This window comes from Pseudomonas sp. GW456-12-1-14-TSB6, assembly GCF_059424205.1.
The window spans coordinates 1-21,979 of record NZ_JBWKZE010000044.1 but is presented as its reverse complement, the minus strand read 5'-3'; the positions used below and the strand labels follow the sequence as shown (position 1 = coordinate 21,979).

The following is a 21,979-nucleotide window of genomic DNA, read 5'->3' as shown; positions in this document are numbered from 1 at the left end:
CAGTGAGATTTGAATGACTGAATGTTCAGGCCACGAGGGCTTCGTCGCGTTGCTCGCCGAGGCGCTCCAGTGCGTAGGCACCGGACATCACCCGCACCCACCAGGCGCGGTTGTCCAGATACCAGTCGACGGTTTTCTGCATGCCGCTTTCGAAGGTTTCCTGTGGCGTCCAGCCGAGCGTCGCGTGGATTTTTCCGGCATCGACGGCGTAGCGTTTGTCGTGGCCCGGACGATCCTTGACGAAGGTGATCAGGTCGCGGAAGTGCGCGACACCCGGCGGTTTTTCCGCACCGCGCGCTTCAAGCAGATCGCACAAGGTGTGCACCACTTCCAGGTTGGTCTTCTCGTTGTGGCCGCCGATGTTGTAGGTCTGCCCGACCTCACCGCGCGTGACCACCGCATACAGGGCGCGGGCGTGATCCTCGACGAACAGCCAGTCGCGGATCTGCGCGCCATCGCCGTACACCGGCAACGGCTTGCCTTGCAGCGCATTGAGAATGACGTGAGGAATCAGTTTTTCCGGGAAGTGATACGGCCCGTAATTGTTCGAGCAATTGCTCATCACCACCGGCAGGCCGAAAGTGCGATGCCAGGCGCGGACCAGATGATCGGAACCGGCCTTGGTTGCCGAGTACGGCGAACTTGGCGCATACGCCGTACGCTCGGTGAACGCCGGATCTTCAGGCTCCAGGTCGCCGTAAACTTCGTCGGTAGAAATATGATGGAAACGGAACGCCGCCTGACGCGCCGCGTCCAGTCGGTTCCAGTAACCACGCGCGGCTTCGAGCAGGGTGTAGGTGCCGACGATGTTGGTTTCGATGAAGGCTTGCGGGCCATCGATCGAGCGGTCCACGTGGGACTCGGCGGCCAGGTGCATCACCGCATCCGGTTGCAGGCGTGCGAACAGTTCGTCCAGCGCCGGCTTGTCGCAGATGTCGACCTGGCAGAACCGGTAACGAGGCGAATCAGACACATCGGCCAGCGACTCAAGGTTGCCGGCGTAGGTCAGTTTGTCGACGTTGATCACTTCACATTCGGTCTCTTCAATCAGAAACCGCACCACGGCCGAGCCAATGAAGCCCGCGCCCCCTGTCACTAAAATTTTCATCAGCGCCTCCCCTGGCAAAATGATGATTGAACGTCCTTCGATGCTGTGTGCGGGTCAGTTCAACAACGCGACCCAGTATGGCGACAGTCCTTGTTCGAGAATCAGCAGCGTCTGGATGCAGACGAAGCTTTCGTCAGTGGTCGCCGAGGTCGCGTTGAGCGGGCCGAAACCACCGTCCTGCTTCTGATGGGCAGCGATCCAGTCTTTCGATTCCTGCAGATACGTCGGCTGCGCGTCGAGCAAATACATTGCTGCGATGGCCATGTAAGTACCCACCAGGCTGACCGCTTTGCCCGGCCGGTAATGGAACGAGCCGTTGGCCAGTTGCAGCTTTTGCAGCCAGGCGACGGTCTGTTCGGCATCGACGATGCGTCGGTTGAGAATGAACAGCGTCGACACCACGCGGTACACCGAAAACGCGTCCGGCGGATAACCCGGCTTGTTTGCGAACCCGCCATCGACCGAGCGGCAGCGCAAGGCAAACGCCATCACGCCCTGCTCGTCCGGCGCCTTGGCTTCAAGGGCGTGCAGCGACAGCACCGCCAGGTTGGTGTGCCAGATGTCCGAGCCGAAACCCGGTACATCGCCGAACCCGCCATCGGGGTTCTGGCACGCTTGCAGGTAACGCACGCAACCACCGATATCGTTCGGCAACGCGCCCAGCACTCGCAGCGACAACACTGCGCAGTAGGTGGCGAACACATCGCTCAGGTGACCCGGTTGCTCGGCAAATCCACCGTCGTTGTTTTGCGAAGCCCTGATGCAATCGATCAGGCTGGCCTTGTTTTCGATTTGCAGGCCCAGGGCGTGCAAGTCCGAAATCACATGCAGCCCGGAAAACACTTGCCAGGTCTTGTCGGCACGGAAACCCAGCGGCGCGGTTTCGGCGGTCAGCCCGTAAGGCGTTTCATTCGACGCCCGGGCCTTGGCCAGCCACGCCAGATAACGCTGCAGATCGACATTGATGGTCGGCACGCCCTTCGGGTGAATGCGCTGCACATCACCACCGCCATCGATCACTTGCAGCTCCCGGTTTACCAGCGCCGCATCGTCATGATGAGTGACGGCAGCGACCGGTTCGATGGACTGCAAGGCGTGGGCGGCGGCGAGCTGGGTTTTCAGGCTTTTCAGGTGCAACGGCAGGTACGTCAGGTTGCCGATGCTGAAGATGCCCGGCTGACGCGGCGGCGCCCAGAACTGGCGAATGAACGGCACGGTCGGGTCATCCGGGGTCGACCAGAAGTAACCCTTGCCCATGAACAGCCCGCCATTGCGGGCGTCGTGAAACTCCAGCAGCGCCGCCGTCACCGAAGCCCGATCCGCTTCGCTCGCGCCGGACGGCAAGGCCTGAATCGCCTGCAACAGCAACGCCACGTCGTAGGCGGTCTTGATCGGGAATGGCGACTCGTGATTTTTGTACGAGGTGTGCCAGTCGCAACGCACTCTGCCGTTGATCCCGACCCGATCCCAATACCCGCCGTACGCCGGATCGCGGAACAGTGCCAGGGTTTGCAGCAGGAACGAACGGGCCAGATTCGACAGCGCATTGTCGTCGCGCGCATCAGCCAGTTGCGCCAGCACCAGGCTGACCTGCGCACGCACACCGCAACGGGTCAGCGCCACATCGACACAGGATTGGCTGTCGCTGCCGGCCACCCGGCCGATCAGGTTCTCTGCATGAATCTGCAAGTGCCCGACCAACCCCAGCCCCAACGGCTGATTGTCGATACGCGCCAGCAACGCCGTGGCGCTGATGTCGAGATCGATCGAAGTCGCCAGCTCCAGCGGAGTCGACCAGTCGCTGCTGTAAAGGCCGGCGACCGTGGACCGAGCGTAGATCGCTTCGACCTTTTCCAGCAGGCCGTGGATCGCAGCATTGTTCGCCGCGTCCTGCGGCACCCGGCGCTGATAGGCAATCAATGCCGCCAGCGCGTCCAGTTGCAACGCCAGCGTGCGGCAGCGCCCGGAGCCGTGCGGCGTCCAGTAGCGGTCGGCCAGTTCGTGGAAACCGCCATTCGCCGCATCATGCAAACGCATCAGTCCGTCATGGGCAAAACGCAGTTCGACATCGTCGCCGTGCTCGGCCTGATAGAACGTCGCGGCGACCTGATCCTGCAACTGCTTGTCGCTGGAAATCGCAACCTCGCCACTGGCATCGGTCACGGCGAAAAAGCCGCCGTGCTCGATGTCCTTGAGGCCTTGATCAAATAGAAACTGCGGATGCAGTGACATGGTGAATCCCTCTTCCTTGAGGTTAAGCGGCTTTGCTTTCGGTCAGCGACACAACGCTGCCCTGGCACAACTCGATGATGCGCGTCGCGGCGCGGGCGGCACCTTCGCCATCCGGCGCGGCCACTTGCTGATGCGGTGCGTAATAGGTCGAAGCGCCGGTGTCTTTTTCCAGTTCGCCCTGGATCAGTTCGACGATACGATCACGGTCGTATCCGATATGCGTCGGGAAGCCCAGCAACTCCAGACGACGCAGAGCTTCCAGTTCGTGGTATTCGGACTTGGACGACAACAGGAACAGGGTCGGAATATTCATCGCCGCGATTTCCGTCACGGTGATCCAGCCCGGCGCCGAAATCAGCAGGCTGGCTTCACGCAGCAGGCCCATCCAGTCCGGGTAGTACGGCACGCAGACGACGCCGTCCTGAGCCTGGATATCCTGACGGCCCAGCAGCACCAGTTTCAGTTCCGGATTGCGCTCGCGCAGGATCTTGAAGCTGTCCAGATACGCAGCCAGCAGCGCGTCCTTGTTTTGCGCAAACATCGTAGTGCCGCTGATCGAAGCCACAATGAACGGCGAGTCGCCGAGGTTCAGTTGCTCGCGCACATTCAATCCGGTCTGCACATTGATGTCGCGGATCATCGGGCCGACAAAATGCGCCTTGCCGCTGACCAGCGCTTCGGCCACCGGCGTGCCCTGATCGAGGGAAGCCACGTACGGTTTGTCGGTCAGCACCAGTTGGCTCTGATTGATCATCCAGTTGAACTGGCTGTGCAGCGCGGTGCGGGCCCGGGCCATTTCCAGCGCGTTGACTTCGAAACCGCCGTCGGCCAGATCATGGTCTTCGAGCTGGCACAGGGTGAAGTCGTAGCGCTCGGTGACGAACACCAGCGGCGTACCGCTGAAAATCGCGGCCAGGCAGGCGGCCATGTTGTAGTCCGACACCAGAGCGGTGGGCTTGTATTCGGCGATCAGGGCCAGGTAAGACAGAATTCGCTCGCCGGACAAGAAGGTATTGGCGATATATCCGCCGATGTAATTATTCCAGTCGAGTTCTTTCGACAAGTTGCTCTTTTTCGAGTAATCGACCAAACGACCGGCAATATCCACTACTTCAACGCCAGACTTTTCGAACATCGGCGTGAAGGTCGGCTGCAAGGAAGCCAGTGCCACGGTCAATGGCATGTCCGGGCGCTGCTTTTTAATCGCCTGAGCGATGGACAGCGCGCGCATGTTGTGACCGGAACCGGTTGGATTGGGGGCAAATAAAATCATTCTTGAATCTCCATTAGTTGAACAACGCCATGAACCACAGTGTTTTCCAATACATCCCTTATAACCACCGAGTACGGTTTGATAACGGCACCGTCACCAATATTCAGTGGACCTACCAAGATGGCGCCCTCGCCAATAACGCAACGACTTCCAATGCGCACCGGTGCCTCCTCCCAAGGCAGTGAGCGGAAAGAATGATCATGGGTGGAGGCCACGATCGTGACCCCCTCGGACAATTCGCTGAAGGCACCGACGGATACGCCGCCGGCTGCTTCGATAACCACACCGGTCGCCAGTCGCACGCCGGTGCCCAATTCGATACCGCCCAATTGCGACACGCCGCCCTGGCGGCTGCTGCGCCCGATCAGGATGCAGTCCCGGGCGATTTCCACCGACGCCCCGCCGCGCAATTCGGCATCGATCAAGGCGTCGTCGCTGATGTCCCAGGTCAGGGTGTCAGGGTTCAGCGACTTGAGCCGTGCGACCGACTGCGTGGACCGATCGAGCATCGACGGCAAGCCCTGACGCGCCCGGTCCCGGACTTTGGCCAGCACCGGTTCCGGGCTCGGCCGGCCGTCCTCGACCACAGTGCGCTGGGCAATGACCCGCGCCGGGCGACCGACGACGATTGCGTCCGGCGGCACATTGGCGGTCACCAACGCGCCAGCCGCCACCACGGCCCCGGCACCGATGGAAACACCGGCAGTCACGGTGGCCTTGGCGCCCACCCAGACGTTTTCGGCAATCCGAACCGGCGACTGCGCCGTCCCCAGGCACTGCGCACCGGTGGCGAACATGCTGGACTTGCCGACCAACGCGTGCTGCAAATCGCATCTGAAACCGATGAAGCAGTCATCGCCGATCTGCACGTTTGTCAGGCGACTGCCGGCACGCACCCAGACGTGCCGGCCAAGTTCACTTGAACTATCAACAGTCGTCGAAACTTCAATTACGTTTATGTCGTCCACAATAAAGCCTCATTCCATTGATGCCGGGCACATAAAATTCCGATAGGCGTGCGTATCCCGCAGATATAAATCCGCCAGTGCACAAATAATTAATTAACTGTTCATTTAAGGCTTCAACTCAAAGCACGCGAGACATTGCGTCCGCGCCACTTATTAACTGTCCGGTTCATTCAACTGTCATTATTCATTAACAACAGATAGAAGTTCACACTTGAGCCAAAGGCCAAGTCAGTTGTCGAGATGAGAAAAAGCCGATTCAAGTCTGTCCGTGACTCAGATGAAGCTCCGTTTTGAGGAATAGTTCTTTAGTACGAATGTTATAGTACAGACGATTTTGTTTTGCAATAGGTGTCAGAATGGTTATCTCGTTTTAGTCTAAAAATTGATTGAACTTTTATGGTGCACGCTTGTACCAAAACCGTTTTATATGCACAGCGTTGGTGCAAATCAGGGAGGAGTGCAGATTTGCTCCAGCGCTTACAGACATCTGGAGGTCGACCCCAGACACTTCGACAGCCCCCACGAACGCTACGGTGACGGCTCTATTTCCCTCTGGCCTGGAGCCGTCATGCCCGCACCTATCACCGTTCTGCGCGACACCCATCCCCTGCCCGTACTCGACGCCTGCAAATGGGAAAAGCTCGAGGGCGACCCGCACACCGTCAACCTCAACGCCTACACCAGCGAAGACGGCAGCAAGATCATGGGCACCTGGATCTGCACCCCGGGCAAGTGGCGGGTGGACTATGTGAAGTGGGAGTACTGCCATTTCCAGGAAGGCTACTGTGTGATTACCCCGGACGGCATGGAGCCGATCCACCTGCGCGCCGGCGACATCTTCGTGGTCGAGCCAGGCATGAAGGGCACCTGGGAAGTGGTCGAGACCGTGCGCAAATATTTCGTGTTCGCCTGATACAAAAAAGCCGGGAAACCACCCGACGTGATTTCCCGGCAACACCTACTGCATCTGAATTGCAGACCTGTGACGAGCACAGGCCTGACGACGATTACTGCGGCTTGCGATAGCTGTTGATGATCGCCGAGAAGTCCTTGCCCCCTTCCCCGCGCTGACTCATCGCCTGATACAACTGCTGCGCCACCGCGCCCAGCACCACTGGCTGATGGGCCTGACGCGCCGCTTCAGTAGCCAGCCCCAGATCCTTGAGCATCAGCTCGGCGCCGAAGCCACCCGTGTAGCCGCGTGAGGCCGGCGCCGTTTCGACGATGCCTGGCCATGGGTTGTACATTTCCGAACTCCAGCAACGACCGGTCGAGCTGTTGATGATCCCGGCGAGCACCGTGGTGTCGATCCCCAGCGCATCACCCAGCGCCATCGCCTCGCTGACGCCAACCATCGAAATGGCGAGCAACAGGTTGTTGCAGATCTTGGCGATCTGGCCGGTGCCGACCTCACCGCAATGCACGATGTTGCGGCCCATCTGCGCCAGCACCGGTTGCAGAGTGGCGAACAGTTCCGGGGTGGCGCCGACCATGAAGGTCAGCGTCCCGGCCGTGGCGCCGCCAGTGCCGCCGGACACCGGCGCATCGGCCATGGCCACGCCTTGTTTGGCAGCCGCCGCCGCCACATCGCGCGCCGTCTGCGGATCGATGGTGCTGCAATCCACTGCCGGCACGCCTTTGCCGATCCCGGCCAGCACGCCGTCTTCACCGAGCCAGACGCTGCGTACATGCACCGCAGCCGGCAACATGGTGATCACCAGTTCAGCATCTTCAGCAGCTTCGCGAGCCGAAGCGCGGATGGTGCCGCCCAGTTGCTCAAGTTCCGCCAGCACGGTCTTGTTCAGGTCCACCAGGTTCAGCGAATGCCCGGCCTTGATCAGGTTGCGCGCCATCGGCGCGCCCATGTTGCCCAGCCCGATAAATGCGATTTTCATGGCCGTTCCTCAGCGCAGGTTGATGGTGGTGTTCACGCCGTCGTTGACGCTGTCGTCGTCGAACCAGCGCGCCGTGACCGTTTTGGTCTGGGTGTAGAACTGCACCACTTGCTTGCCGTACGGGCCGAGGTCGCCGAGTTTCGAACCGCGCGAACCGGTGAAGCTGAAGAACGGCACCGGCACCGGAATCGGGATGTTGATGCCGACCTGGCCGACGTCGATTTCAGTCTGGAATTTACGCGCCGCCGCACCGCTCTGGGTGAACAGGCCGGTGCCGTTGCCGAACGGGTTGGCGTTGACCAGCGCGATGGCCTGATCAAGGGTGTCGACTTCCAGCGCCACCAGCACCGGGCCGAAGATTTCCTGGGTGTAGATCTGCATGTCAGTGGTGACCCCGGAGAACAGGGTCGGACCGACGAAGTTGCCGTTCTCGTAGCCCGGCACGCTGATGTCGCGTCCGTCCAGCTCGAGTTTGGCGCCTTCCTTGATGCCGCTTTCGATCAGATCGAGAATCCGCGCCTTGGCCTTTTTCGAAATGACCGGGCCGACATCGGTGCCCGGCTCGTTGCCGGCGTTGACTTTGAGTTTCTGCGCCAGCGCTTTCAGATCCGGCAGCCACTGTTTGGCCGCGCCCACCAGCACCACCACCGAAGTGGCCATGCAACGTTGACCCGCCGCACCGAAACCGGCACCGACCAGCGCATTGAGCGCCTGCTCGCGATTGGCGTCCGGCAGCACTACGGCGTGGTTCTTCGCGCCCATCATCGATTGCACGCGCTTGCCGTGTTTACCGGCCAGGTCATAAACGTGAGTGCCGACGGCGGTCGAACCGACGAACGAAACCGCCTTGATGTCCTTGTGGGTGCACAAGCCGTCAACCACATCCTTGCCACCATGGACGACGTTAAGCACGCCAGCCGGGATGCCGGCTTCGATGGCCAGCTCCACCAGCAACATGGTCGACAGCGGATCCTGCTCCGATGGCTTGAGGACGAAGGTGTTGCCGCAGGCGATGGCCATCGGGAACATCCACAGCGGAATCATTGCCGGGAAGTTGAACGGGGTAATGCCGGCGCAGACGCCGATCGGTTGGCGCAGGGTGTAGGTGTCGACGCCGCCGGCGACGTTCTCGGCGAACTCGCCCATCTGCAGGCTGCCGATGGAGCAGGCGTGCTCGACCACTTCCAGGCCACGGAAAATATCGCCCTCGGCATCGGCAATGGTCTTGCCCTGCTCGGCGCTCAGCACCACGGCGATGCGTTTGGAATGTTCGCGGATCAACGCCTGCAGCTTGAGCATGATGCGCATGCGCGCGCCAATCGGGGTCAGCTTCCAGGTCTGGAAGGCGCGCTGGGCGGCGCTGACAGCAGCGTCGACTTCAGCGGCGGTGGCGAACGGGACTTTGGCCAGCACTTGCTGGGTCGCCGGGTTGACGATGTCGTGCCACTCGGTGGTCTGCGACTCGACCCACTCGCCGTCGATCAGCAGCTTGACCTTCTGGATCGTGGTTTCGTTGGGCGTAAGCGATGCGTTCATGCTGGTCTCCAGAACTTGTTTTTATCGTAGGAGCCAAGGCGAAAGGTTCGCCTTGAGATGAGGCGTGTGTCACGAATTGGTTGTCGGACTGTTTTTGGAGTATAGATGTGCAAACTTCTAATAAGAACGCACATATAAGCCCGTCCATCATGCAAAAAAACATCACCTCTCTAGGCTCGCTGAATTGGGACGATCTGAAGTTTTTCCTCGAAGTCGCCCGTACCCGCAAGGCCAGCACGGCGGCCAAACGCCTGGCGGTGGACTACACCACCGTGTCGCGGCGGATCAGTTCGCTGGAAGCGGCGCTCGGTACCTTGCTGTTCGAAAAGTCGCGCACCAGCGGTTTCGTGCTGACTGCCGAAGGCCAGCGCCTGCTGAGTTATGCCGAGTCGATCGAAAGCACGCTGCACATGGCCTGCGAGCAAGTTTCGGGCTCCGGCGTCGCACTGTCCGGGCACGTGCGGATGGGTTGCACCGAAGGTTTCGGCAGCTTCTTCATCACCCCGCAACTGAGCCACTTCGTCGACGCCTACCCGGCGATCTCGGTGGACATCCTGCCGCTGCCACACTTCATCAGCCTGTCCAAACGCGAGGCCGACATCGTCATCGCCCTCGAGCGCCCGGAACACGGGCCGTACGTGTGCTGCAAACTCTGCGACTACCGCTTGCAGCTCTACGCGACCCAGGAATACCTGGACAAACATCCGCCGATCCGCCGCCCCGCCGACCTGGGCAAGCATCAATTCATCAGTTACGTGGATGACCTGGCGTTCAGCTCGGAGCTGCTGTATCTGGCGAACGTGTTGCCCGGTGCCAGCGCCAATTTACGCAGCACCAGCGTGATTGCGCAGTTCGTGGCGGCGCAGCAGGGGCGCTCATTGGCGATTCTGCCGTGCTTTCTCGCGGCTCAGGATCCGCGCCTGTTGCCGGTGCTGCCGGAGGAAATCGATATCACCCGGCAGTTCTGGATGTACTGCCGGGAAGACCTGCGCAAGCTCAAGCGGATCACCCTGTTGTGGGATTACATCCGCGAGGTGACCGAGTGCAATCAGGCGCTGTTGATGGGTGAAACTCGAGAGATGCAGTTCGCCGACTAATCGGCGCTGACCACGATCGACACCCGGCGGTTTTCGGTGCGGCCGGCGGCGGTATCGTTGGAGGCGACCGGTTCGCGGCTGCCGAGGCCTTGCAACTGGATGTTCTCTTCTTTCATGCCGACCGAGGTCAGCACTTTGCCGACGCTTTTCGCGCGACGCAGTGACAGCTGCTGGTTATAGGTTTCCTTGCCCGAAGCGTCGGTGTGGCCATCCACTCGTACCCGTTCGATACCGACACCCAGCAAGGCTTTACCGATACGCTCGACGATTTCGGTACTTTGCTGGTTCAGGCTTTCGACATCGCTGCCAAACAACACTTTGCCCGACAGGCCGAACTCCCAACCGTCATCGGTCAGCTCGAAGCCTTGCTGCTTGAGAACCGCGACCTGGGCCGGCGTCAGGCCTTTTTGCGGGGCGGTCTGGCAACCGGTCAGGGCCAGCATGGCCGTCAGCAACAGGGTGGAAAACAGTCGAAAGGAAAGTGAGAACACGGGCATCAGCTCCTGGTTTGAACGGAATCGACCGGGTACTCCGTCCCGGCCGTGAATTGGGCGCCGCGCGACAAACGCTTGGCTTGATACATCGCGGCATCGGCCGCGTCGAGCAAGGTGCCGGGCGTGACGCCATGATCGGGGTAAACCGCGATGCCGATACTGAGCGACGTCACGACACTGCTGTCGCCCGGCAGCGCAATCGGGGTGTCCATGCTGGCGAGGATCTTGTCGGCAATGCGTTCGGCGTCTTCGGTCTTGTGCAAGGGCGTGAGCAGAACGGCGAACTCGTCACCGCCCAGACGCGCCACCAGATCCTCTTCACGCAACTGCGCCCGCACCCGATTCGCCACCGCCACCAGCACCGCGTCGCCGGCGGCATGACCGAAGTTGTCGTTGATGTCCTTGAATCGGTCGCTGTCGAGAAACAGCACCGCCACTTGCTCATTCAACTTGTGGGCACTGCGCAGAGCACGGATCAGGCGGCCTTCGAAAAAGGCCCGGTTCGGCAACCCGGTAAGGCTGTCATGGCTGGCCTGATGGGCGAGGGTTTCGTTCTCGCTCTGCAAGTGGGTTTGCCAGGATTCGAGTTCATCGAGCAGGGCATTGAAGTCGGTGCCGAGGTTGTCCAGTTCGGCAATTTTTGCCCGTGGCACCCGTCGATCCAGTGCCCGCTCGCTGCGGGCCGCATGCGCCACCGCCGCCAGGCTGTGCAACGGGCCGATGATCCTGCGCAACTGACGCTGCGCCAGGTACAGCGCGACCCAGGCGCTGATCGCCGTGCAGAGAATGATCCCCGCCAGACCGCTCAACAGAAAACGCATCAGGCTGCCACCGTGGCCGATCAGCAAGATCCGCCCTATCTCCCGATCCTGATGCTGGATCGGCAGGTTGATGGGTTTTTCCAGAATGACTCGCGCGACCTGCATCTCCAGCTCGGAAATCAGGCCGTTCTCCGGACGCTGCCAGCGCGCGAGCAATTGGCCCTGAGTGTCCAGCACCTGGGCATCGGCCACTTCTTCGGTCGAGGCGATCAACGCCAGCGCTTCGGTCGCGGCGGCCTTGTCGTTGAACACCACGGCGGCTTCCACGGTGTAACTGATCGAGCGGGCGATCAAGTGCAGGTTGTGATCGGCATAGACCCGCAGCGCCAGCACCCCGAGCAGCGTCAACGACACGCTGGCCATTGCCACGGCGACCAGCGCCACAATCAGGTTGCCACGGCCGATGACCGAGCCGAGGGTCGGGCGCCCTGTGGATTTGTCGCGTCTCATGGCACCGCCGGTTTGCGGCGCGACAACTGCAGCACGCTGGGGTGAATGCGCACACCGCTGCGGGCAACGGAGTCGAGATTGACCTCGAACGACACTTGTTCATCACCGACCCGCAGGCAGAACAGACTGCCGACCGTGCATTGATCGCCGCCTTCGCTGATGCTCAGCACCGGATGGCCGATCAGGGACGCGAACAGCCGGCTGCGTTCGTCTGTGGTGAGTTTGCCGATATAGACCGCGTCGCACTCGCTGACGATGGCTGGATTGTCGGCCAACAGCCGGCGCACGATGACCGGACGACCCGTGGCCTGGGTCGTGCCCTTGACCAGGTCATCGGTGTATTCGGTCGGGCCAACGATACACAGGCGCAACTGCGCAGGCTCTACCGGCCAGCGCGCGTAACTGAGGATACCGAGAACAACTTGGGTGACGGATTTGGCCCGCTGTTCGGCCATGCCCACCGGGGTTTGAGTCTGGGCAGCGGCCACACCCGTGAGCAAACAGAGCACACCGGAAAGCAACGTCCGCTTGCAGCCAACTACGCGCTCTGTCGCCCAGACAGCCACCTTCATGCAGGGATTCTCTTGGATCGTTACGAAATGATGCCGCAACGATAGCACAGCGTTGGAACGCCAGCGATACAGCGACCTCTGACCGGTCGGTCAATAAGCGCCGGTCATCCAGGCACCTTCATCCTCGAGGCGCCGTTCCTTCTTCCAGTTCCAGCATCAGTCCGCTCAAGCGCTTCACCTTGCGTTGTACTGCCTCTTCAAATACGCCACTGCGGGGTTCGATCAAAGTGAACCAGTCCTTGGCCCGGGTAATTCCGGTGTAGATCAGTTCCTTGGTCAACACGGGGTTCAGGGCGTCCGGCAGGATCAGCGCGGTATGGGCAAACTCCGAACCCTGTGACTTGTGCACGGTCATCGCATAGACGGTCTCGACATCGTTGAGCCGGCTCGGCAACACGAAACGCACCCCACCGCGCCCGTCGTTACGCGGGAACGCCACGCGCAACACCGACTTACCGGCATCCGGGCCATCACGCTCGGGCAGTTTCAGGGCGATACCGATGTCACCGTTCATCAACCCGAGGCCGTAGTCGTTTCGAGTCATCAACACCGGCCGGCCTTCGTACCATTGCTGGTCGCTCTCGATCAGCCGCGCCTTGAGCAATGCATCGGTGATGCGCTGATTAAGCCCCTCAACACCCCACGGCCCTTTGCGCACTGCGCACAACAATTGGAAGGTATCGAAGGCCCGCAGGACGTCACGCGCCCAATCGACCCAGCCCGGGTTCTCGAGCGGCGTTCCGCTCACCGGACGTCGATCGCGCAAAATGCTCAGATAGTGTCGATAACCGTGGGGGCCTTCGCCGTGTCCATCGAGCACCAGGTGCTCAAGTTTCCGGTCGTGCTCGTTCTGAAGTGGCAACGAAAACACATCGCCATGGGTTTTGGCATCCAGCAACTGGCGAGCCTCGTCCGAGAGTTGCTGATTCACCCGTCGCGCCAGTTGACCGATGCCGCTGCCCTCGCCGAAACGCCGTGAGTGACGCAACATCACCACTTGCTGGGCCAGCGGGTGCGAGCTGTCACTGCCTTCTTGCAAACCGCTGTCTTGCAGGGATTCGCCGCTCACCGCTTCCAGCCACTGGCGAGTCTGCGGACTGTACCAACCCGCTTCGGCATCACGGCACAAATCGCCCAGCACCGCGCCAGCCTCCACCGAGGCCAGTTGATCCTTATCGCCCAGCAACACCAGTCGAGCATGAGGCGGCAAGGCATCGAGCAGATTGGCCATCATTTCCAGGTCGATCATGGATGCTTCATCGACCACCAGCACATCCAGTGGCAGGCGGTTACCGGCATGGTGGCGAAAATGCCGCGTGCCAGGTCGGCTGCCGAGCAGGCGATGCACCGTGGTCACCTCGGTCGGAATTTTTTCCCGGACGCCTTCAGCGACCTTCAGCGACTGCACCTGCTGACTGATGGACTCGGTCAGCCGCGCCGCCGCTTTACCGGTAGGCGCCGCGAGTCGAATGCGCAGTGGTTGATGCGCCTCGACCGCAGGTGCCTGGAGCAACGCCAGCAGACGTACCACCGTTGTCGTTTTGCCAGTGCCCGGGCCGCCCGTGATGATGCTGAAGGCACTTCGGGTGGCCAGGGCGCAGGCCAGTTTCTGCCAGTCGATGACATCCGCGCGCTGCGCTGGATCGAACAGCTCGTCCAGCCGCCGTGCAAGATCGGACGGTGTCGCTTCCTGCTCCGCGAGCCGCTGGCGCAATGCGCTGTCGATACGCCGCTCGTAGGCCCAATAGCGTCGCAAGTACAAACGCTTGCCGGACAACACCAGCGGGCGCTCCTGCGCCGACGCACCTTCGTCGGCGGCCAGTGCCACCAGCGAACTGCCGGCCAGCACCTTGCACCAGTTCGCTCCGTCGAGGGTTTCGAGCAGTTGCGATGGCAGCAGCAACACGCCGGGTTGCGCATCCCCCTCCGGCGGCAGGGAAAGTGCAAAATCCGGCGCCTTGAGGGTTTCAAACAGATCCAGGCACACATGTCCATGGCCGAGCTGGTGACTGGTCAATGCGGCGGCGAGCAACACCAGCGGATCGACATCGGGTGCCAATTCATGAAGAAAAGCCACGAATGCCTTGTCCAGTGCCCGCAGCCATCCGCGCTCGACCCAGCGGGTGAGCAATAGCAGCAGATCATCGGCACAGGTGAGAGGTGTCAGCTGCGCGAGGCTGTCGGCGGTCAGCGGCGTGGGCAGCAGGTCGGCGAACGTCCGATTCATAGCAATTCTCCCTGCACCCACGCGGGCTCGGCCCTGGGTTGCGGTTTACCCTGGAACATGATGTCCAGACGCTCGATCAGCTCCCGTGGTGGGCGTGCGAAGTAAACGCCACCACCAGGCGCCCGAGTTCCACGCAGAAACAGATACAACGCGCCGCCGATATGCCGGTCGTAGTCGTAATCGGCGAGCCGCGCCTTGAGCTGACGATGCAATGCCAACAGGTACAGCACGTATTGCAGGTCGTAACGGTTGTCGAGGATCGACTGCTCCATGGCCCGTTCGGTGTACGCAGCGTCATCGGCACCCAGCCAGTTGGATTTGTAATCGGCCACGTAGTAACGACCCTCGTGCTCGAACGTCAGGTCGATAAAGCCTTTGAACATACCGTTGAGTTGCACCGCTTCGGCGCCGACCCGGGCCACACCGTTGTGAGTGAATTGACGCACCTGTTCGTCGAGCTTGAGCACGTCGACCTTGTGGCTGGCGAACCAGAACTCCATCTCGACCCGATATTGCTTCAATTGCTCAAGCACCACTGGCGGTTGGTCGAGGCCCGCAGGCAGTGGCAGTTTGAGCAAGTGTTGCAACCAGTCGCCGAGGGTGGTGATCCAGCCCTCCCAGCCCCGTCGATTGCAACGCCGGGCGATCGCATCATCGAGCGACTCGCGGGTGACCGCGAAGCCCTCCTCACCCGCCCACTCGAGCAAACCGTGAAGAAACGTTCCCGGATTCGGTCCACGAGGGAAACGGTGAATATCAGCTCCGCCGGCGATGATCTCGCGCGGTGCTTCAGGATCGAGGCGTTCGTCGTCGAACAGCTTTTGCGCTTGCGGACTGTCGGGGGCTTCGTCGTTGCCAGCGCTCAGCACGTCACTGATGCGCAAGGCACTGTACGAAGCGATCCACCAGTTCTCGCTGGCCCTGCGGCTCGGTAAAAGGGTGGCACGCAGCGTAGCTTCGTTACGCGGAGGCTGGTAAACCTCGCTGGTGGCTTGTGGCATTTCAACAACGCTCAGCGCCGAACAATCCTGTTGCAGATCGTCCAGCCAGCGGGCCAATCCGCTGGATTCATTCAACGTTACGCCGCCGCCCAACAGATAGCCCAGCGCAGAAAGATGCAGCACCGAGCTGCTATGGTTGCCGCGCTTGAGATCCGTCACCCCAAGCCAGCAAGCGTGTTGTGCGCGGGTCAGCGCGACGTAGAGCAAACGCAGATCCTCTGCCAGGCGTTCGGTGTCCGCCACAGCGATCAGTTCCGCGTCGGGCTTCAGGCTGATGCGAGCCTTGCCGGATTCATCGTGGTAGTGCAGCGGCAATCGACTGCCATCTACCGGTTTAGCCGAGCAGATGAAAGGCAGGAACACCAACGGGTACTCGAGCCCCTTGGATTTGTGAATGGTCACGACCTTGACCAGTTGTTCGTCGCTTTCAAGACGCAGGATCTGCTCTTCACCTGCCTGCCCAGACAGCGACAGATGCTCGGCCAGATGGCGGATCAGTGCCTGCTCACCATCGAGTTCCGACGCGGCCTGTTGCAACAACTCCGACAGGTGCAACAGGTTGGTCAGCACCCGCTCACCATCACTGCGGGCAATGAGCATCTGCGGCAGTTGAAAGTCGTGCAGCAGGCGCCGCAACATCGGCAGCACCCCTTGCTTGCGCCATAGCTCACGGTAACCACGGAACTGCATGACCCGGGTTTCCCAGACCAGTTCGTCCTGATTCAGACGCTCCAGCTCAGCCAGTGGCAGATTCAGCGTGATGCACGCCAACGCCGCTTTCAGGGAACGCTCGACATCCGGCTCCGCGCACGCCTTGAGCCACGAAAGCAGATCATGGGCTTCCTGTGCGGCAAAGACCGAGTCCTTGTCCGACAGATAAACGCTGCGGACTCCGCGCGCTGCGAGCTCACCGCGTACCGCCTGCGCCTCTTTACCGTCGCGCACCAGGATCGCAATGTCCGCTGGCCGCAGTCCACGCCAATCCTTGCCCTCCTGCGCAAACCCGACGCGACCGGTCTGCCCGCCATTGAGCAGGGCTGTGATCTCACTGGCGCAGGCTGCCGCCAACTGCTGGCGATAAACTGCCCCGGACAGTGGCTTGTCGGTAGATAGATGCCAGATGTTCAGCGCCGGTACGTCCAGCCCGGCTACCTGCAAATGTTCTTTGCGTCCCTGCGCCTCCACAGGCTGGAACGGCACCGGGTTATCGCCGTTTTTCTCTCGGAACAGAAACGCCCCGCGCCCTTGCTCACGGGCCTCGGCACGCTCGAACACATGGTTGACCGCACGGACCATCCCGTGACTGGAACGGAAGTTGGTGCCCAGGGTATGCAGACGCCCGAACGTGGCCTGCCGGGCTCGCAGATAGGTGTAGATATCCGCGCCCCGGAAGGCATAGATCGCCTGCTTCGGATCCCCGATCAGAAACAACCCGGTCTCGGGGTTATCCTCTTCAATGCGATAGATGCTTTCGAAGATCCGGTACTGCACCGGATCCGTGTCCTGGAATTCATCGATCAAAGCTACGGGGAACTGCTCGCGAATGAGCGTGGCGAGACGCTCCCCGCCGTCGGACTGCAAGGCCGCATCCAGACGCAGCAGCATGTCGTCGAAACCCATTTCGGCTCGACGGCGCTTCTCATCTTCAAAGCGAGCACCAACCCATTTGGCAGCATGCTGCAGCACGGCCGCATCGGGCGTCGGCAAATTGTCGAGACTAGACTTGAGCACAGGCATGGCATCCAGGCCCGGGTGACTCGGCGGCTCGCCTTTCCAGGCTTCAGCCATGCCCTCCGGTGTGAGCCGGGCGAACCCGGTGCCGATATCCAATTGTTCGAGCGTCTCGTCCTCAGCCCAGGCCTTGAGCTTTTCGAACCAGGGTTCGAAATAGCGGGCCTGCATCTTGCGCCCGTCCACCGTTTTGTTGGCGACGCCCTGATGACAGATCGCGAGCAACTCATCGGCCCACTGCCGCCATGGTCCCTTCAACTCCACCAATGCCGCACGGCGTTCCTGCAGGCATTCTTCGATCAGTTCGGATGGCGTCTGGTCTGAGTTCCCTTCGCGCTCGGTGCCAAACAGCCCCCGTACACGCGGCAACAGGGCCGCCGGCCCTCCCCAGTGACTGCGGACCCAGCTCAAGGCGTCGCCCTGCATCGGGTAGCAGAACAGCCGCCAATAATCGCGCAACACTTCGCCGAGCAGGTCGCTGTGATCGGTTTCCAGGGTCTGGGTAAACAGACTGCCGCTGTCGAACGCATGCTCGCGCAGCATTCGCTGACACCAACTGTGGATAGTCGAAACCGCGGCTTCGTCCATCCATTGCGCAGCGATGTCCAGGCGGTTGGCGCAACCGGGCCATTGTTGCGGATCGAACTCTTCACGCAGTTCATCGATCAGCGCATCAGGGGCAGGCGTCTCGTCACGAAAGAAACGGGCGGCCTCGGCCAGACGTGTGCGTATGCGCTCGCGCAGCTCTTTGGTCGCCGCGTCGGTAAAGGTCACCACTAGAATCTGCGGGGGCAACAGCTCACGACCGAAACCGTTTACCTCGCCTCCGTGACCGAGGATCAACCGCAGATACAACGCTGAAATGGTAAATGTCTTGCCAGTGCCCGCGCTGGCTTCGATCAGTTGGCTGCCCTTTAACGGGAATGCCAGGGCGAGTGGTGGCTGGTTACTCATGCGCCTGCCTCCTCGTGGGCCCATGAGCGCCAAGGTGCCTCGAGCAACGGGCGATAAAGCGCATCACACCAACCGGAGAAGGTTTCATCCGCCTGCAGTGCATCGTAGTCGGGGAACTGTCGGGCAAGAGCCGGGCTTTCGCGACGCTCGCCTTCGTTGTTCTGACCATCACCCTCATAGGTCTTACGGGCAGCCGCTTCAGCCTTGACCGGATCGGTCTGGGCCAGCCATGCAAAAGCCGTTTTTACCGCGACAGGAAGTGGCTGGCGCATTCCCGTCTGCCAGGCGAGCAGCAGATCCTCGAGAATTCGCCGCGCTCGAGTCTGTTCCAGAGGTTCAAGAAGGAGCGTGTCATCACTGGCCACCAGTGCGGTCGTGAGGGAGAGTCCACTGGCACAGGCGACAAGGTGGCTGACCCAGGGCTTGGTCAGGCGATGCCATTTGCGGCTCTTGATCGAGCCTATGCTGTTGGGGATTGTCGTGACCGACAGTACGCCGCCATCGGCGCGCCTGTGCAAACCGCCCAGCCATCCTTCAAGGCGCAGTTCCTGCCATTCAAAATTGATCGGTAGCGCGTTGGTTAGCGGTGTTGGCCATAACGCCAACAGCTGTTGATATCGTTGCAACAAGTCTGGCAAAGGCTCGATCAGCTCTCGTTGAAGGCATTCACCGAACCCGGCCATGGGCAGCAGTCCGCTGTTCTGCAGGCGTCGGGCTTGAGACTCGAGCGCCTGATCAACATTGTCCGGGTGTCTCAAGGCTGCCCCGAGCAAGCTGTCGCTGAGCATGTATCGCTGCAACGCATCCAGTACAAAGGGTTCCTCGTCAGCCTGAGGTACCTGCGCCGCTTCGAAGTAAACCTTGAGTCGCTGAGTGAAAAAGTGTCGGACCGGACTGCGCAGGAAGTCCTGCAGCAGTTCCAGACTCAACGGTTCTTCCTGGACATGGGGGGCAAGCATTGTGGCGACGTCGTTCTGTTCGTGAGGTTGATGCAGCACCTGCCATTCGCTGGCGTAGCTGAAAAGCTTGTCTTCCTCATGGAAGTAGCGCGAACTGAATGGCTGCAACGGATGCTCCTGAGTCATGGCAATCAGGAGGTCCTCGTTGTCGTCGGCCGATCGCCACCCATTGGCGAGATGATCGCGTAACTGGCCGATCAACACAGAGGCTGGCCGCTCACTGTTATCGCGAATGCTGCGACCGACCCAACTGATGTAGAGCTGATGACGAGCGGACAAGAGTGCCTCTAGCAGAAGATAACGATCATCCTCACGACGGGAACGATCTCCCGGCCGGTAGTCGCTGCCCATGAGATCGAAGTCCAACGGTGGTTGAGCGCGTGGATAATCGCCATCGTTCATGCCCAACAGACAAACCAGTCTGAACGGAATCGCGCGCATCGGCATCAGCGTGCAAAAGTTAACGGCTCCGGCCAGAAAGCGCTGCGACAGACGCCCCTGATCCAGCCCTGCCAGCCAGGCCTCACGGACGACGGTCAGTGGCAGCTCGTCCAGCAGATCGACGGCTTCGCAGGTTTCCAGCCAGGTTTCGCGCAACTCCTCGAGTTGAGCCAGCAGGTAGTCGTCATGCTCGTCTTCGGGTTTGAAAAAAAGCTGCATCAACGCCTGAAGCCGATACCCCCATTCCTGTGGCTGCGCGGGCTTCATCAGTTGCTGATGCGAGAGTTCCAGTGCATCCAGCAATGCTACCAACGGGCCGATCAGCGCGGCATCGAGACCACCGATTTCATCGTACGGCTCGATATCCCCACAGGCGCCGGAACTGCCGACGGCATAACCGAGCAGCATCCGGCGCAAGCCAAAGCGCCAACTGTTTTGCTCCAGCTCGTCGGGCAATCCCAGCTCGACACGTTGCCCGGCATCGATGCCCCAACGCACCCCGGCCCCCTCGATCCAGCGATGCAGGGTCGGCAAGTCTCGCTCCTGCACACCAAACCTGGCGCGTAACGCAGGAACGTCGAGCAAGTCGAGGATCTCACTGACGGGAAAACGGCTATCCGGCAGCTTGAGCAGATGCTCGACAGCGATCAGCAATGGATCTCGTCCGCGTTGCCCCTGATCGGCCATGGTGAAGGGAATGAAGCGTGGGTCATGACGATCCAGCTGACCAAAGACGGCGCGGATATGCGGCGCATAACTATCGATGTCAGGCACCATCACGATCACATCGCGAGGGCGTAATTGAGGGTTGGCACTGAAACGGGCCAAGAGCTGGTCGTGAAGAATCTCCACTTCGCGCTGGGCGCTATGGGCAATATGAAAGCGGATCGAATCGTCTTGAGTCAGATCGACTGCCGGCCAGCGCGCTCGAGTCTCGCTGAGTGGCCGCAGTTCCAGAATATCGTCCTGTAACTGATTGAGCATGTTCTCCGGCTGGGTTTCGCTGAACAGATCGATACGCCCGTTACGAAATGCTGCGCGATAGCTGTCCGGCTCGTCGTAGCTGTCGAGAAGGTTGATGTAATCACGACCTTGCTTGCCCCACGCAGCGAGGAGCGGGTGAGCATGTTGGTGGAGTGATTCCGAGTCCAGCACCACAGGCATGCCGTTTTTGCGGGCTTGTCGCTTGTACTGATGACGTAGTAGATCCTTGTCGGCAACGATATCGGCCCAGTGATAACGACAGGGGTTATGGACGCACAACAAAACCTGGCTGAAACGGGAAAGCCCGGCCAACGCTTCCAGTACTTGTGCGGGCAACGAGGAAATTCCAAAAACGATTACTCGCTGGGGAAGTCCGCTCGGTGCGCTTTCAAGACTGTTGATGCGTTCCATGAATCGCTGGTGCACGCCTGCCCGACTTTGGGCCATGCCTTGCTCGCCCACGTCGTCCAGCAGGGCGCGCCACAACTCTGCCTGCCAGCAACTGGTCGGAGGAAGCGGCTTCGCTTCACCCCTCACATTGCGTAGCTGATGATGCCCCTCTGCCCAATCCTCAAGCCAATCAGCGCGGTAAACCTGATATTGGTCAAAGAGGTCAGCCAAGCGTTCGGACAACTGGTAACGCTTGCGCAGATCGGTGTCATGGGTGAGGAAGCGTTGCAGCGGTTCGAAATGCGGAAGGTTGATAACCTGTGGCAACAGGCGCATCAGACGCCATGTCAACGGTGCCTTGTCGAGCAGCGACTTTGCCGGAATTTCCTCTCGGCCCAACACCATCCGGTAAAGCTGCCACATGAAACTGCCCGGCAGTTGCACATCAATTGCGGCGGCGATACCACAGCCGCCCAAGTCGTCTGCTTCAGGATCCTCAGCCAGTGCCAGCTTGAGCCATTGAGCGATGCCGTTGCTCTGTACGAGTGCAATTTCGTTCTCCAAGGGAGCCAGTGGATAACGCCGCATGATGCTGATCACAAGGCTGCGCAGTTCATCCAGGCTATTGCTCTGAACGACCATGAATGCAGCGTTGAGGGACTGGGTGTCCGGCATGAAGGCTTCCTTGGAAAAGTACAAAAGCTAGGGCTGAACCTTAGCATTGTCGGCCGGCGAGGACAGCCGCAAGGCGTCCGACAATGCTGTACGAACTTTCCTGCAGGCAAAACAAAACCCCAACTGCTTTCGCAATTGGGGTTTCGGAATTTAATCTTGACGATGACCTAC

14 protein-coding genes are annotated in these 21,979 nt (G+C 60.6%); 2 read left to right on the top strand and 12 right to left on the bottom strand.

The window, feature by feature from the left end:
* Positions 1 to 25: 25 nt before the first annotated feature.
* From rfbB to AC07Y2_RS26975, 4 genes are read right to left on the bottom strand one after another with little or no spacing between them, the layout of a single operon-like run.
* Positions 26 to 1,108, bottom strand: coding sequence for a dTDP-glucose 4,6-dehydratase (rfbB, locus tag AC07Y2_RS26990; RefSeq protein ID WP_103387298.1), 1,083 nt, complete (start codon positions 1,106 to 1,108; stop codon positions 26 to 28).
* A gap of 54 nt (positions 1,109 to 1,162) precedes the next feature.
* Positions 1,163 to 3,340 (bottom strand): prenyltransferase/squalene oxidase repeat-containing protein, encoded by a 2,178-nt coding sequence (locus tag AC07Y2_RS26985; protein WP_103387297.1) that lies wholly within the window; start codon positions 3,338 to 3,340, stop codon positions 1,163 to 1,165.
* A gap of 22 nt (positions 3,341 to 3,362) precedes the next feature.
* On the bottom strand, positions 3,363 to 4,613 hold the full coding sequence (locus tag AC07Y2_RS26980; RefSeq protein WP_103387296.1) for a glycosyltransferase family 28 protein: 1,251 nt from the start codon (positions 4,611 to 4,613) through the stop codon (positions 3,363 to 3,365).
* Positions 4,610 to 5,509 carry an acyltransferase gene (locus tag AC07Y2_RS26975; protein ID WP_309475031.1) on the bottom strand — a complete coding sequence of 300 codons (900 nt, stop codon included), beginning with the start codon at positions 5,507 to 5,509 and terminating at the stop codon, positions 4,610 to 4,612. Before AC07Y2_RS26975 ends, AC07Y2_RS26980 begins: the two co-directional genes overlap by 4 nt.
* Before the next feature lie 640 nt (positions 5,510 to 6,149).
* Between AC07Y2_RS26975 and AC07Y2_RS26970 the strand changes: the two genes are divergently transcribed.
* Positions 6,150 to 6,494: a cupin domain-containing protein gene (locus AC07Y2_RS26970; RefSeq protein WP_007953863.1), complete on the top strand. Its 345-nt coding sequence runs from the start codon at positions 6,150 to 6,152 to the stop codon at positions 6,492 to 6,494.
* 94 nt (positions 6,495 to 6,588) lie between these two features.
* Here the strand turns inward: AC07Y2_RS26970 and mmsB are convergent, their stop codons facing one another.
* Together mmsB and AC07Y2_RS26960 are read right to left on the bottom strand one after the other, a co-directional pair.
* Complete coding sequence (gene mmsB, locus AC07Y2_RS26965; protein WP_039772935.1) at positions 6,589 to 7,476, bottom strand: 3-hydroxyisobutyrate dehydrogenase; 888 nt, start codon at positions 7,474 to 7,476, stop codon at positions 6,589 to 6,591.
* A 9-nt stretch (positions 7,477 to 7,485) separates the two neighbouring features.
* Positions 7,486 to 9,012, bottom strand: coding sequence for a CoA-acylating methylmalonate-semialdehyde dehydrogenase (locus AC07Y2_RS26960; RefSeq protein WP_039772936.1), 1,527 nt, complete (start codon positions 9,010 to 9,012; stop codon positions 7,486 to 7,488).
* 149 nt (positions 9,013 to 9,161) lie between these two features.
* Between AC07Y2_RS26960 and AC07Y2_RS26955 the strand changes: the two genes are divergently transcribed.
* Positions 9,162 to 10,109 (top strand): LysR family transcriptional regulator, encoded by a 948-nt coding sequence (locus AC07Y2_RS26955; RefSeq protein WP_103387294.1) that lies wholly within the window; start codon positions 9,162 to 9,164, stop codon positions 10,107 to 10,109.
* Here the strand turns inward: AC07Y2_RS26955 and yfiB are convergent.
* From yfiB to recC, 6 genes are all read right to left on the bottom strand, one after another.
* On the bottom strand, positions 10,106 to 10,606 hold the full coding sequence (yfiB, locus tag AC07Y2_RS26950) for an outer membrane lipoprotein YfiB (protein ID WP_170844893.1): 501 nt from the start codon (positions 10,604 to 10,606) through the stop codon (positions 10,106 to 10,108). The genes AC07Y2_RS26955 and yfiB overlap by 4 nt on opposite strands.
* Positions 10,606 to 11,874: a diguanylate cyclase DgcN/YfiN gene (dgcN, locus tag AC07Y2_RS26945; RefSeq protein WP_074692019.1), complete on the bottom strand. Its 1,269-nt coding sequence runs from the start codon at positions 11,872 to 11,874 to the stop codon at positions 10,606 to 10,608. The genes yfiB and dgcN overlap by 1 nt, the downstream gene beginning before the upstream one ends.
* Entirely contained in the window at positions 11,871 to 12,446 is a 576-nt protein-coding gene (gene yfiR / locus AC07Y2_RS26940) for a regulatory sequestration protein YfiR (RefSeq protein WP_103387293.1), read from the bottom strand. The genes dgcN and yfiR overlap by 4 nt, the downstream gene beginning before the upstream one ends.
* 118 nt (positions 12,447 to 12,564) lie before the next feature.
* A complete protein-coding gene (gene recD, locus AC07Y2_RS26935; protein WP_103387292.1) occupies positions 12,565 to 14,673 on the bottom strand; it encodes an exodeoxyribonuclease V subunit alpha in 2,109 nt (702 codons plus the stop codon).
* On the bottom strand, positions 14,670 to 18,359 hold the full coding sequence (gene recB / locus AC07Y2_RS26930; RefSeq protein WP_103387291.1) for an exodeoxyribonuclease V subunit beta: 3,690 nt from the start codon (positions 18,357 to 18,359) through the stop codon (positions 14,670 to 14,672). Before recB ends, recD begins: the two co-directional genes overlap by 4 nt.
* Complete coding sequence (gene recC, locus AC07Y2_RS26925) at positions 18,356 to 21,808, bottom strand: exodeoxyribonuclease V subunit gamma (protein ID WP_103387290.1); 3,453 nt, start codon at positions 21,806 to 21,808, stop codon at positions 18,356 to 18,358. The genes recB and recC overlap by 4 nt, the downstream gene beginning before the upstream one ends.
* Between the last annotated feature and the right edge of the window lie 171 nt (positions 21,809 to 21,979).